The organism is Sulfitobacter sp. TBRI5 (assembly GCF_051013555.1).
GTDB lineage: Bacteria > Pseudomonadota > Alphaproteobacteria > Rhodobacterales > Rhodobacteraceae > JL08.
In genome coordinates, this window is sequence record NZ_CP112884.1 from 224,057 (window position 1) to 237,798 (window position 13,742).

The following is a 13,742-nucleotide window of genomic DNA, read 5'->3' on the forward strand; positions in this document are numbered from 1 at the left end:
ACTGTTCTCCTTTTCCTGATTGCGGGCCAAGCATATCGCGAGTCGCATGTGTTGATTTTGATCAGGCGCAAATCGGCGTTCGGGACCGGCTTGCAAGCCCGCGTGTGGCAGGACAGAGTGGCACGACTTTATTGCCAGGAAACGTGAAATGCCCGATCCTTATGAAACGCTGCTGTCGGTCTTGCAGGCCCGCTGGTCCTGCCGGGCGTTTTTGCCCGATCCCGTGGACGGCGCGGACATTTCCCGCATTGTTGAGGCTGCGCGCCATGTTCCGTCATGGTGCAATGCGCAACCCTGGCAACTGGAAATCACCCGCGGCGCAGAAACCGACAGGTTCCGCGCCGCACTTTACGCGCACGCAGAGCATAACCCGCCCGCACCGGATCTGGATTGGCCAACGCAATATTCGGGCCGGTACAAGGATCGCCGGCGTGCCTGCGGCTATCAGCTTTATGATGCGGTCGGGGTCGAAAAATCGGACAGGGCGGGAACGGCGCGGCAAATGATGCAGAATTACGCCCTGTTCGATGCGCCACATGTGGCGATCCTGCACAGCCCGTCCGAACTGGGTGCTTATGGCGCCATGGATTGCGGCGGCTTTGTCACTGCGTTCACACTGGCGGCGCAATCGCTGGGCATCGCCACAATTCCGCAGGCCGCCGTTGCTGCGTTTGGCGGGTTTCTGCATGATTATTTTGATATTGCCGATGACCGGCTTGTGCTGTGCGCGATTTCGTTCGGCTATCCGGACAGCGGGCATCCCGCCAACACATTCCGCACGGAGCGCGCGGATGTCACCGACATCGTGCGCTGGCACGGATGATCAAGCCCGTGCCATCCGCCCGAACCGCAACCCGAAAGGATGTTTTGTGCGAGCATTGATACAAAGGGTCAGCCAAGCCCGCTTAGAGGTTGATGGCACCATCATCGGCCAGATCAAACACGGGCTTCTGGTGCTGGTCTGTGCCATGCAGGGCGATACCGAAGAAAGCGGCGCCAGGCTTGCCTTGAAAATCAGCAAGTTGCGGATTTTTCGCGATGATGCCGGAAAGATGAACAAATCCCTGTCGGACGTGGGCGGGTCGGCATTGATCGTCAGCCAGTTCACACTGGCCGCGGACACTTCCCGCGGCAACCGGCCCGGATTTTCGTCCGCGGCACCGCCTGAAACGGGACAGGCGCTCTATGAAAAATTCAGTGATCAGATGGCGGAGTTGGGCATACCTGTCGCCACTGGCGCGTTCGGTGCGGACATGGCCGTCACGTTAACCAATGACGGGCCGGTCACGTTGTGGTTGGAGGTTTAGGTGGCACATTCGGGAAGCGGCGCAAATGACGGGCCTGAAACACCTATGAAACCCCATGGCGCGCGCGCCACTGTCCGGGCTGTCTGGCAGGCCGGCGTCGATGCGGTGGGGGGCGAACAGGCGGTGGCGGCAGCTTTGCGCACCTGCCCGGCGCCTGCGCCCGACCAGATCATCGCCGTGGGCAAGGCCGCAGGTGCCATGGCGCGCGCGGCCATTGATCATTTCCAAACCGGCTGTCCAACGTTGGTGGTCACGAAATACGGACACGCAGCGGACCTGCCGGATCACGTCACCCTGATCGAAGCGGGACATCCGGTGCCGGACCGGAATTCGATACTGGGCGGCCAGGCGCTGAAAGATACGGTCGGCGCCATGGCCCCGGACAGCCATCTTATGGTTCTGGTGTCGGGTGGTGCATCAGCCCTGGCCGAATTGCCGCGCGACGGATTGGACCTTGACGATCTGGCACGCGCGAACCGCGAAATGCTGGCCGCCGGCCTTGATATTCATGCGATGAACCAGCGGCGCAAGACGCTGTCGCAGATCAAGGGCGGGCAATTGTTGGCCGGGTTTTCGGGACGGTCCGTGACGGTTCTGGCCATTTCGGATGTGCAGGGCGATGATATTGGGGTGATCGGGTCCGGTATCGGGGCAGTTCCGCAAGGCGCGCCCTTTGCCGCAGACATGACCGTTGTGGCCAGCAACCGTGTTGCGCGCGATGCCGCGATGCATAAGGCTGCGGCACTGGGCCTGCCGAGCGTGGAAAACAGCGAAATACTATATGGCGATGTCAACGATATCGCAGCAGCGCTGGCCCCGCGCCTGATCGCATCTGCCAAAGGGATATCCGTTTTCGGCGGCGAACCGACGGTTGTGCTGCCCGACCCCGCAGGGCAAGGCGGGCGCAATCAGGCGCTGGCCCTGTTGCTGGCACGCGAGATTCAGGGGATCGAGGGGCTGACGATCCTAGTGGGCGGAACTGACGGAACTGATGGCCCGACCGATGCAGCCGGCGCAGTTATCGACGGCGCGACATGGGGGCCGGGCGCGGATGAGGCGCTGGAACGCGCCGACAGCGGAACCTGGCTGGACCGGCGCGGCGCACTGGTGCGCACCGGCCCGACAGGCACCAACGTGATGGACCTGCTGGTCGCGTTGCGGGCTTGACAGAATCTGTACGGCACACAACCGTCTGCGGATGACCAGAACACCCCCTGCCCCCGCCCCGAACGCGCTGCGCGACATCGAAGAGCTGCCAGATCTTGGTATTACCCTGTCTGACGGCACGCGCCTGTCCGCCCGCGTCTGGCGGCCTGTGGATGCCGGTGACCATCCGGTGCCTGCCATTCTGGAATACCTGCCCTATCGCAAGCGCGATGGTACCTGCGCGCGGGATGCCCTGACGCATCCCTATTTCGCGCGGCGCGGTTATGCCTGCATCCGCGTGGATATTCGCGGCAACGGTGACAGCCAGGGCCTGATGGAAGATGAATATTCCCCGCAGGAACTGGCCGATGGTGTCGAAGTAATCAACTGGCTGGCTGCGCAGGACTGGTGCAGCGGCAGCGTCGGGATCATGGGGATCAGCTGGGGCGGCTTTAACGGATTGCAGATCGGCGCGCTGGCCCCCGATCCGCTGAAGGCGATCATCACGCTATGTTCCACGGCAGATCGTTACGCGGACGACATCCATTACAAGGGCGGCTGTCTGTTGAATGAAAATCTGGGCTGGGGGGCAACGATGTGGTCCTATTCCAGCCGCGCGCCCGATCCGGCGCTGGTGGGTGATGCCTGGCGCGAGATGTGGCTGGAGCGGCTGGAAAACGAACCGTTTCTGCCATCGGTCTGGCTGCGCCACCAACGGCGCGATGCCTATTGGCAGCACGGGTCCGTGTGCGAGGATTTCAGCGCGATCAAGGCGGCGACGCTGGCCATTGGCGGCTGGGGCGACAGTTACAAGAACACGGTGCCGTTGCTGGTCGAAAACATGACTGCGCCGATCAAGGGCATTGTCGGGCCGTGGGTACACAAATATCCGCATTTCGCCGTTCCCGAACCGCGCATCGGCTTCCTGCAAGAGGCGCTGCGCTGGTGGGATAAATGGCTTAAGGGCATCGACACCGACGTGCAGAACGATCCTGATTACCGCGCCTATCTGATGGACGGGGTGCGCCCGAAAACATGGTATGATCATCGCCCCGGACACTGGATTGCAGAAGACAAGGGTGCAACATCGCATCTGAATACGGCTGCCTATCACCTGACGGATACCGGGCTGTCCCAAAGCGAAGGCCCATTGAATGCCGTTGTGGCCTCACCGCATCATTGCGGCGGATCGGCGGGGGAATACTGTGCGATCTGGCTGGGGCCCGAACTGCCTGGGGATCAACGCGCGGACGATGCGCTGTCGGCGTGTTTCACCTCCGCCCCGCTTGGCGCGGATCAGGACATTGTCGGTGCGCCGCGCGTTCACCTGACGTTAAATGCGGACAGGCCGCAGGCACAGATCGCGGTCCGCCTGAACCACATCCATCCTGACGGGGCCAGCACCCGCATCACCTATGGTGTGCTGAACCTGAGCCATCGCGAAAGCCATGCACAACCGACCGCGTTGAAACCGGGCACGCCCTACACCATCGCACTCGATCTGGATCATATCGCCTATCGCGTGCCGGCCGGGCATCGCATCCGCGTGGCGGTGTCGTCGGCCTATTGGCCGCTGATCTGGCCATCGCCGCAAACCGCCACCTTAACGCTGTCCAAGGGGCACATCGATCTGCCGTTGCGCCCGTCCGGTGACAAGGATGAATGGGGGTTTCCCCCTGCAGATGCGGATGCCCCGTGGCAATACCGGACCCTGCGCGATGAAAGCCACATCCGGCGCAGCGAAATCGATCACCAGACCGGAGAAGTGCATCTTGTGGTAGAAGATGACTTTGGCAAGGTCGAAGATGCCGAGCATGGCATGATCGCCGGATCGATCGCGCGCGAACGCTGGACGATTCACCCCGGTGATCCGCTTTCGGCCCGCGCCAGCCTGCACTGGAGCGATGAAATGGAGCGCGGCGACATAAAATTGCGCACCGAAACCTATTCTGAAATGTGGTCTGATGAATCGAATTTTTACCTTACCGCGCGTCTGATTGCCTTTGAGGGCAACGAAAAAATCTATGAACGCGATATCGAAGACCAGATTCCACGCGATCAAATGTAGTTTAGGCTGTATCGAAACCTGCCAATAAACCTTGCGGGATGCGACAAAATCGGCAAACTTGATTCATCACTCAATAAAAACCGCCAAAAACGGCGGACCTATCAACCGGGAGTACTCCATGAACGACGAACTAAAGTATCTATCCACGCGCACCGTAAAGTGCCTCATGTCACGCCGTGAATTTATGGGCAAAGCAGCCGCAATGGGTGTAAGCGCCGTTGCAGCAAGCACCATGTTTGCAAATGCCGTCAAAGCGGCCGGACCTGTCAAAGGCGGAACATTCCGCATCGGTGTGCAGGGCGGCGAATCCACCAACAGCCAGGATCCGGCACTTTGGGCATCCGATGTGCCAATCGCCGGCGGCAACCACTGGGGCGAGACTCTGGTCGAGGTTGGACCGGATGGCGAAATCGAAAATCTGGTCGCCGAAAGCTTTGAAGGATCCGCGGACGCTAAAACGTGGCGCTTCAAGGTGCGTCAGGGCATCGAATTCTCGAACGGGAAATCCGTTACCGCCGAAGACGTCATGCGCACGATGGAGCGCCATACAAACGAAGATTCCAAATCCGGTGCGCTGGGTATCGTACAGGGCATCGAATCCATGCGCGTTGACGGCGATGTGTTCGAACTGACACTGGGTGTCGGCAACGCCGACATGCCATACCTGATGGCCGACTATCACCTGAAAATCCAGCCCGATGGCGGATTTGACGATCCGACAGCGGCAATTGGTACTGGCCCCTACAATCTGGAAACCGACGAGCCCGGCGTGCGCATGACATTCTCGCGCAATCCGAATTATTGGGGTGGCGATGCGGTTGCGCACTATGAAGCCGCCGAAGTGATCGTTCTGAACGATGCAACGGCCCGCACCGCGGCGCTGCAATCGGGTCAGGTGGATGCGATCAACCGTGTAGAACCAAAGATTGCCAAACTGCTGGATCGCGCGCCCAATCTGGCGGTGCGCAACGTTTCCGGCCGCGGCCACTATGTGTTCATCATGCATGTCGACACGGCCCCGTTTGATGAAAACGAACTGCGCCTTGCATTGAAACACGCGATCAACCGTCAGGAACTGGTCGACAAGATCCTGCAGGGCTATGGCGGCATCGGGAACGATATGCCGATCAACGCAGCCTATCCGCTGTTTGATGAAACCATTCCGCAGCGTGCATTCGATCTGGCGAAAGCGGCCGAGCACTACAAGAAATCGGGCCATGACGGATCGCCGATCATCCTGCGCACCGCAGATGGCGCGTTTCCGGGCGCTGTGGATGCCGCGGCGTTGTTCCAGCAATCTGCACAAGCCGCAGGAATTCCGCTGGAAATCAAGCGCGAACCCAATGATGGGTACTGGTCCGAAGTGTGGAACGTGCAACCGTTCTGTGCGTCTTACTGGGGCGGACGCCCTGTACAGGACCAGATGTACACGACGGCCTATCTGTCGACCGCAGACTGGAATGACACGCGCTGGAAACGGCCCGAGTTCGACGAGATGCTGCTTTCCGCACGCGCCGAGTTGGACAAGGCCAAGCGCAAGGAAATCTATTCCAAAATGGGCCGCATGATGAACGAAGAAGGCGGTTTGATCCTGCCGATGTTCAACGACTTCATCGACGCGGTGTCCAACGACGTTCAGGGCTGGGAACCCGATCCCAACGGCCCGATGATGAACTGGTACGGGTGCAAGAAGACCTGGAAAGCATAAGGGCTTCGATAGATGCATCCCATCTTGAAACTGGTAGCTCAGCGCCTTGCGCTGAGCGTCCTCCTATTACTTGCCGCATCGGTTCTGATATTTGCCGGAACAACCATTCTACCCGGCGATGTGGCGCAACAAATCCTTGGTCAGTCGGCAACCCCTGAGAGCCTTGCCAACCTGCGCGAAGAACTGGGCCTGAACGACCCGCCATTGACCCGTTATTTTGCTTGGCTGGGCGGGGTGTTGCAGGGCGATCTGGGAACGGCCCTGACCAATGGTCTTGATATCGCCACCGCCATGGGTGAACGGCTGAGCAAGACATTGTTTCTGGCATTCTGGGCCGCCATTATCGCGGTGCCACTGGCGATTTTGCTGGGCCTGATCGCGGTCCGCTACAAGGACCGCTGGCCAGACAAGTTGATTTCCAGCATTACGCTGACATCCATTTCCATACCCGAATTCATGATCGGCTATATCCTAGCCTTTTTTATCGGCGTGAAACTGGGCTGGGCGCCGTCTGTCGCGCTGATATCGGACAGTATGGGCCTGCTTGAAAAACTTCATGCCATTTCCCTGCCCATTGCCACGCTGACGCTGGTGGTGCTGGCACACATGATGCGCATGACCCGCGCCGCCATCCTGAACGTGATGCAGTCGGCCTATATCGAAACCGCCGAACTCAAAGGTCTGTCGGCCTTTGAAGTGATCCGCCGCCATGCGTTTCCCAATGCTGTCGCCCCCATTGTCAACGTGGTGATGATCAACCTTGCCTATCTGGTTGTCGGCGTTGTCGTGGTCGAGGTGGTGTTCGCCTATCCAGGCATGGGGCAGTATCTGGTGGATCACGTTTCCAAACGCGACGTGCCTGTTGTGCAGGCCGGCGGGTTGATCTTTGCCGCGGTCTATATCGGGCTGAACATGATTGCCGATATCGTTTCGATCCTTGCCAATCCACGTCTGAGGCATCCGAAATGAAGAATATACCTCTTGCCGCTATCATCGGTCTGTTTTTCACCGGTCTTTACTTCCTCATGGCGATTTTCGCGCCGCTGATCGCGCCCTATGGCCTTGCCGAAGTTGTCGGCGATGTCTGGGAGCCGTCTTCGGCCGAACATTTGCTGGGCACCGACCAGATCGGCCGCGATCTGCTAAGCCGTATGATCTATGGCGGGCGCACAACCATCTGGATCGCCACGATGGCCACTATCCTTAGCTTTGTCACAGGATCGGTACTGGGCTTTATCGCGGCGGTGAACGGCGGCTGGATCGATCAGGTGCTGTCGCGCTTTGTCGATCTGATCATGTCCATTCCGTCGCTGATCTTTGCCCTTGTGGTGCTGTCGGTCATCGACACCACCTTGCTGGTACTGATCCTGATCATGGGGCTTCTGGATTCCACTCGGGTGTTCCGGCTGGCGCGCGCTGTCGCCGTGGATATCACCGTTATGGATTATGTCGAGGCCGCGCGCCTGCGTGGCGAAAAACTGATGTGGATCATCTTTCGTGAAATCCTGCCCAATGCCCTGTCACCGCTGGTGGCGGAAATGGGGCTGCGGTTCATCTTTATGGTACTGTTCATCTCGACACTGTCGTTCTTGGGCATCGGGGTGCAACCCCCTGCGGCCGATTGGGGCGGTATCGTGAAAGAGAACAAGGAAGGGATCAACTTTGGCATTGGCGCGGCGCTTTATCCTGCGGTTGCGATTGCCACGCTGGCCATCTCGGTCAACCTTGTGGCCGACTGGATTCTGAACCGGACCACCAGCCTGAAAGGGGGCCGCGGATGACCGAGCCACTCGTAAAAGTCCGAGGCCTGAAAATCGGCGCCACGATCTTTCCCCCAGGGGAAAAACCGCGTGACATCGAAATCGTGCATGGCGTCGATTTCGATCTGGAAGCGGGCAAGGTTCTGGGGCTAATCGGCGAATCCGGTGCCGGCAAATCCACCATCGGTCTGGCCACGATGGCCTATGGGCGGGGTGGTGTGGAAATCACCGGTGGCGAAGTGTTCGTGAACGGGCGCGATATCCTGAAATCCGGCATTCGCGATGTGCGCAAACTGCGCGGGTCGGAAGTGACCTATGTTTCGCAATCTGCCGCCGCGTCGTTCAATCCGGCCAAGCAGATCATGGAACAGGTCACAGAGGCCGCGATCAGTCAGGGCAAGTTCGGCAAGAAAGAAGCCGAGGAACGCGCTGTCGAACTGTTTCGCAAGCTGGGTCTGCCGGATCCCGAACACATCGGCAACCGCTATCCGCATCAGGTTTCCGGCGGGCAGTTGCAGCGCTGCATGACAGCGCTGGCGCTGTGCCCCGAACCCGATCTGGTGGTGTTTGACGAACCCACCACCGCGCTGGATGTGACCACCCAGATCGACGTTCTGAAAGCCATCAAAGAGGCGATCAAGGACACCGGCGTTGCCGCGCTGTACATCACCCACGATCTGGCCGTCGTGGCGCAGGTCAGCGACCATATCATGGTGCTGCAAATGGGCGATATGGTGGAATACGGCACCACCGACCAGATCATCAACGCGCCGAAAGAAGACTATACCAAAGCGCTGGTATCGGTGCGTTCGATCGAACACGAGGAAAAGAAACCCAGTGGCGATCCGGTGTTGAGCGTGACCGGGATCACCGCGCGCTATCGCGGAACGCCCTTTGATGTTCTGCACAACGTCACGGTTGATCTTGATCCCGGCCAGACCCTGGCCGTTGTCGGCGAAAGCGGATCGGGCAAATCCACCCTTGCCCGTGTGATCACCGGCCTGCTGCCGCCCCGCGAAGGCACCATTGAGTTTTCCGGCCGAACGCTAAGCCCTGATCTGCGCAGTCGCACCAAGGAAGACCTGCGCGAATTGCAGATGATCTATCAGATGGCGGACACGGCGATGAACCCGCGCCAGACGGTCGGAACGATCATCGGGCGTCCGCTGGAGTTCTACTTTGGGCTGAAAGGCGCGGAAAAGCAGAAGCGCATACAGGAATTGCTGGACGAAATTGAACTGGGGCAAGGATTTCAGGATCGCTATCCCGCAGAATTGTCCGGCGGGCAAAAGCAACGGGTGTGCATCGCGCGCGCGCTGGCGGCCAAACCCAAACTGATCATCTGTGACGAGGTGACATCGGCGCTGGATCCGCTGGTGGCGGACGGCATTCTGAAATTGCTGCTGAACCTGCAAAAGATCGAAGATGTGGCCTATCTGTTCATCACCCATGATCTGGCCACTGTCCGCGCCATCGCGGATTCGATTGCCGTGATGTATCAAGGGCATGTGCAGCGCTACGGAACCAAATCCAAGGTGCTGTCACCGCCGTTTGACGATTACACTGATCTTTTGCTCACATCGGTCCCCGAAATGAAACTGGGCTGGCTGGAAGAAGTGATCGAACATCGCAAGATGGAAAGCGCGGGAAACTAGGGGTTACAGGGCGGGCGATCCCGCCCGCCTTTTTACATTGGCAAGCTTGTAAAGATGCGGCAGGGTCCGGCGCAACACCAGACCGGAGAGCGCCATGACCACAAAACTATTGCTGATCATCATCGACGGAGTGCCCTATCGCAACTGGCGGCGTCTGTTTGGCAATCTGGAAGGCTGGGTCGACAGCGGCGATGCCCGCGTGTGGACGCATCGCGCCGTTTTACCATCCACATCGGCCAGTTGCTATGCGTCGATCCACACCGGCGTATCCCCGCAAGTGCATGGGTGTACAGGCAATGGCAACGTGTTCCGCCTGAAACAGCCCGATATTTTCAGTCAGGTGCGCGCCGCTGGCGGCACAACCGGCGCTGTCGCACATTCGTTCTGGTCCGAGTTCTTCAACCGCCACCCGTTCGATCACGTGCGCGACGTGGAATATGACGAACCGGACAGTGCAACCATCAATCACGGGCGGTTCCACACCATGACGGGCTATGGCCATGACAACCAGATGACCCCCTGCGATCTGGACCTTTTTGCCAGCCTGACCAATCTGTGCCAGCGGTTTGATCTGACCTATGGCATGCTGCACACCTGCACGCTGGATTCCATGGGGCACCGGTTTCATCACGAATGCGATGAAATGGATCATGCGTGTTTTATGATGGATGAAATGCTGGCGCCGTTCATTCCGAAATGGCGTGATGCAGGATATGAAGTGATCGTGACCGCCGATCATGGTCAGGACGAACGTGGCCACCATGGCGGGCGATCCGCGCTACAGCAGGAATCGGCTCTTTACTATTTTGGCGATGCCGAAGGGCCAAACAAAAGTACTGTTATCGATCAGTTGCAGCTGGCCCCCACGATTCTTCGGCGGCTGGGCGCACCTGTGCCCGACACCATGAAGGCCAAACCGTTTCTGAAATAACACAATCGGTGGCGGGCGCATAACCGCCCGCCCTTTGCGTGGATCAGGCTGCCCATTCCCAGGGTCGCGTAAATGCCCCCAGAACGGTGTTAATCTCGGCTTCTTCCGCGCTGGCGGATTTGTCGATCTGTGCAACCAGTCCGCGTTTCTTGTCGTCAATGACTGACACGACACGCGCCGAAACACCGGCCTTTTCCAACGCTTCGTTGTAGATACGGGTGATCGCGTTCTTGCGCAGGTCCGGCTTGAACACCTTGCCAACGGCGGTTTTGGGCAATTCATCCAGAATGGTGATGTGTTTTGGCTGTGCCGCGCGTTCGTGAACATGCACTTTGCAATGCTGCATCAACTCTTCCGGGGTCACGCTGGCGCCGCCAACCAGTTCGACAAAGGCACAAGGCAATTCGCCGGAATGGGCATCTGGTTGTCCGATGGCACCGGCAAAGGCGACCGCAGAATGGCCCAACAGGGCCTCTTCGATCTCGGCCGGATCAATGTTGTGGCCGCCGCGAATGATCAGATCCTTGGCGCGCCCGGTTATCCAAAGATAACCGTCTTCGTCCACCCGCCCCAGATCGCCTGTGCGCAGATATTTGTCACCGTAAAACAGATCAATGTTCTTTTCCGCCTCGGTATATGTATGTCCTGCAAAAACTCCGGGGTTGGAAATGCAGATCTCGCCGATTTCATCGACATCGGCCTCAAGCAGCCCGTTGGGCGTGCCTTTGATGATCTTCACGTCCGTGTAGGGCAGCGGGATCCCGATCGATCCGACTTTCTTCAATCCATCGGTCGGATTGCAAGACACAAGACAGGTTGCTTCGGTCAGGCCATAGCCTTCGACGATGGTGACGCCGGTCGCTTCTTCGAAGCGGCGGAACAGTTCCAGCGGCAAAGGCGCCGATCCGGAAAACGCGGTTTTAACCGTGCTGACATCCGCATTCACCGGGCGCTGCATTTTGGCGGAAATCGCGGTGGGCACCGTGATGATAAAAGTGATTTTCCAGCGTTCGACAAGTTTCCAGAAGTTATCGAACACGCCTTCGCCGCGATAGCCCTGGGGTGTCGGGAATACCACGTGCGCACCGCTGGACACCGCTGCCATCAGGATGACGTGGCAGGCAAAAACGTGGAACAACGGCAGCGGGCACATGATGTTATCCTGTTCGGAAAACAGCAGCGTATGGCCAAGCCAGCCGTTATAGATCAGGCCGGAATACTTGTGCTGCGCCACTTTGGGCATGCCGGTGGTGCCACCGGTGTGAAAATAGCAGGCCACCCTGTCCTGTTGCACATCTTCGAAATCCAGCGTCGTGTTGTGTTTGGAGAGTTCCGCCAGAAAGTTCTTGTAATCTGCGTGGGTGTTCCCCTGATGCTTGGGCCGGATCAGCGGCACGATCCAGCTTTTGGGCGGGGTCAGGTACCGGTTCAGATCGACTTCCAGTACCGTTTTGACATTGGGCGCGTGTTCGACCGCCTCGCGGGTTTTCTGCGCCACATCGGTTTTGGGAAACGGTTTCAGCGTGACCACGACCTTGGCCTTGGTTTCACGCAGGATCGCCGAAATCTGTTCGGGTTCCAGCAACGGGTTGATCGGGTTGACGATGCCGGCTGTCGCACCGCCCAGCAGCGTGATCGTGGTTTCGTGGCAATTGGGCAGGATATAGGCGATCACGTCGTTCGGCCCGATACCCATCGCGCGGAACATGTTGGCCGCCTGCGTCACCTTGGTGTGCAGGTCGCGCCATGTCAGGGTTTCGGCCTTGTCCGTGGGGCCGGACAGAATTTGATAACTGACAGCATTGTTGTCAGGAAACTTCTGTGCTGTCCCGCTTAGCATGCCGTAAAGCGTGACTGCGACGTCCCGCTTTTCCCATGGCATTTCGTTTTCAAGCGCGTCGCGATCTGCAAACCCTGCAAATGCCATATGTAATCCTCCCAGATGCCCGATTTCAGGCTGTTTTGTTCACTTCGCGTTAAAATGATTGCGTTTGCCCCCCAAAGCAAGCGTTACACGAGGCTTGGACGCCACGTTACAATTCTGCCGCAAGCAGTTGGGCCAAACGTTCCAGACCCAGATCAAGGTTCACCTCGGCACCGCCGCCGACGCCCAGGCGGATATGATGGGGCAAACCATAGCTGCTGCCGGGCAACAGAAAGGTGCGGTAGGGCGCGTCCAGCAACGATTTGGCAAAGGCATCACAATCCGTTCCATCGGTAAAACGGGCCAGCCCGATCAACCCCGCTTCGGGCGGGTGCCAGCTGAGCCGCGGTTGTTGCGCGACGAATACATTTACCCGCGCCAGATTTTCACACCCCTCGCGGCGCGCGGTGGCAATCGCGGCATCGTAACGATCTGGGCGCAACGCAATCTCCGCGATATGTTCGCCCAGAACGTTCATGATCTCGCTGCTGTTTTCGCGCAGGATAATCGCGTCCATCACCAGATCAGGATCAGGACAGATCAGCCACCCTGTGCGCAACCCCTGAAGGCCCAGCGCCTTGGATACGCTGCCTGTGGTGATGCCACGCGGATAAAGCCCCGCAACAGACGGCGCCCGCGCGCCCTGCCATTCCAGACCGGCATAGACTTCGTCCACCAGCAGCCACGCGCCGACACGGTCGGCGATGCGCACAATCTGGTCCAGCGTCGGGGCGTCCATCAACTGGCCCGTCGGGTTGTTGGGGTTGGTCAGGAAAATCAGCCGGGTTTTCGCACTCACCGCCTGTTCCAGCCTGTCCAGCGGCAATTGCCAGCCGTCTTCTTCGCGCCGCACAACCGGCACGATCCGCGCACCAACCGCCTTGGCCAACACCTCGGCCTGTGGCCATCCGGGTTGTTCCACGACCACCTCGTCGCCGGGCTGCACCAATTGCATGAATGCAAGATAATTCGCCTCGGCCGTGCCTGCGGTGATCAGGACATCATCGGGGGTTAGATCAGCGGCAAGACCCGCCTGCCCCAACACCCGTTCGCGCAAAGCCGGCAGGCCGCGAAACGATTTCTGGTTCCAGTCCAGCGACAGGTCGGGATCCAGATCATCCAGAAAATCGCCCAGACGTGGCGAACGCGAAAGCGACAGCCCCACAATGGCTTCGGGATCACCGGTTGTGGTTTCCAGCAGGTACTGGAACAGTGTGTGTATCTTGACTTTCATTGTTACTGC

11 protein-coding genes are annotated in these 13,742 nt (G+C 59.0%); 9 read left to right on the forward strand and 2 right to left on the reverse strand.

Going from position 1 to position 13,742, the window contains the following annotated elements; translation table 11 throughout:
- Positions 1-148 precede the first annotated feature (148 nt).
- From OLX72_RS01215 to OLX72_RS01255, 9 genes are all read left to right on the forward strand, one after another.
- Positions 149-823, forward strand: coding sequence for a nitroreductase (locus OLX72_RS01215; RefSeq protein WP_114869247.1), 675 nt, complete (start codon positions 149-151; stop codon positions 821-823).
- A gap of 46 nt (positions 824-869) precedes the next feature.
- Entirely contained in the window at positions 870-1,307 is a 438-nt protein-coding gene (gene dtd, locus OLX72_RS01220) for a D-aminoacyl-tRNA deacylase (RefSeq protein ID WP_433990422.1), read from the forward strand.
- Positions 1,308-2,474, forward strand: coding sequence for a glycerate kinase type-2 family protein (locus OLX72_RS01225; RefSeq protein ID WP_254684702.1), 1,167 nt, complete (start codon positions 1,308-1,310; stop codon positions 2,472-2,474).
- Between the two features lie 31 nt (positions 2,475-2,505).
- The gene (locus tag OLX72_RS01230; RefSeq protein WP_114869245.1) at positions 2,506-4,521 is read left to right on the forward strand and encodes a CocE/NonD family hydrolase; all 2,016 of its coding nucleotides are present in this window, start codon (positions 2,506-2,508) and stop codon (positions 4,519-4,521) included.
- Between the two features lie 118 nt (positions 4,522-4,639).
- The gene (locus tag OLX72_RS01235; protein ID WP_433989606.1) at positions 4,640-6,229 is read left to right on the forward strand and encodes an ABC transporter substrate-binding protein; all 1,590 of its coding nucleotides are present in this window, start codon (positions 4,640-4,642) and stop codon (positions 6,227-6,229) included.
- Positions 6,230-6,241: 12 nt separating this feature from the next.
- A complete protein-coding gene (locus tag OLX72_RS01240) occupies positions 6,242-7,198 on the forward strand; it encodes an ABC transporter permease (RefSeq protein WP_114869243.1) in 957 nt (318 codons plus the stop codon).
- The gene (locus OLX72_RS01245) at positions 7,195-8,010 is read left to right on the forward strand and encodes an ABC transporter permease (protein WP_433989607.1); all 816 of its coding nucleotides are present in this window, start codon (positions 7,195-7,197) and stop codon (positions 8,008-8,010) included. The genes OLX72_RS01240 and OLX72_RS01245 overlap by 4 nt, the downstream gene beginning before the upstream one ends.
- Complete coding sequence (locus tag OLX72_RS01250; RefSeq protein WP_433989608.1) at positions 8,007-9,644, forward strand: ABC transporter ATP-binding protein; 1,638 nt, start codon at positions 8,007-8,009, stop codon at positions 9,642-9,644. The genes OLX72_RS01245 and OLX72_RS01250 overlap by 4 nt, the downstream gene beginning before the upstream one ends.
- Positions 9,645-9,738: 94 nt before the next feature.
- Positions 9,739-10,575, forward strand: coding sequence for an alkaline phosphatase family protein (locus OLX72_RS01255; protein WP_114869240.1), 837 nt, complete (start codon positions 9,739-9,741; stop codon positions 10,573-10,575).
- 43 nt (positions 10,576-10,618) lie between these two features.
- On the opposite strand, the gene OLX72_RS01260 is transcribed toward OLX72_RS01255, so the two are convergent.
- Both OLX72_RS01260 and OLX72_RS01265 read right to left on the reverse strand, forming a co-directional pair.
- Positions 10,619-12,502 (reverse strand): acyl-CoA synthetase, encoded by a 1,884-nt coding sequence (locus OLX72_RS01260; RefSeq protein WP_433989609.1) that lies wholly within the window; start codon positions 12,500-12,502, stop codon positions 10,619-10,621.
- 106 nt (positions 12,503-12,608) lie between these two features.
- Positions 12,609-13,733 carry a pyridoxal phosphate-dependent aminotransferase gene (locus OLX72_RS01265; protein WP_114869238.1) on the reverse strand — a complete coding sequence of 375 codons (1,125 nt, stop codon included), beginning with the start codon at positions 13,731-13,733 and terminating at the stop codon, positions 12,609-12,611.
- Between the last annotated feature and the right edge of the window lie 9 nt (positions 13,734-13,742).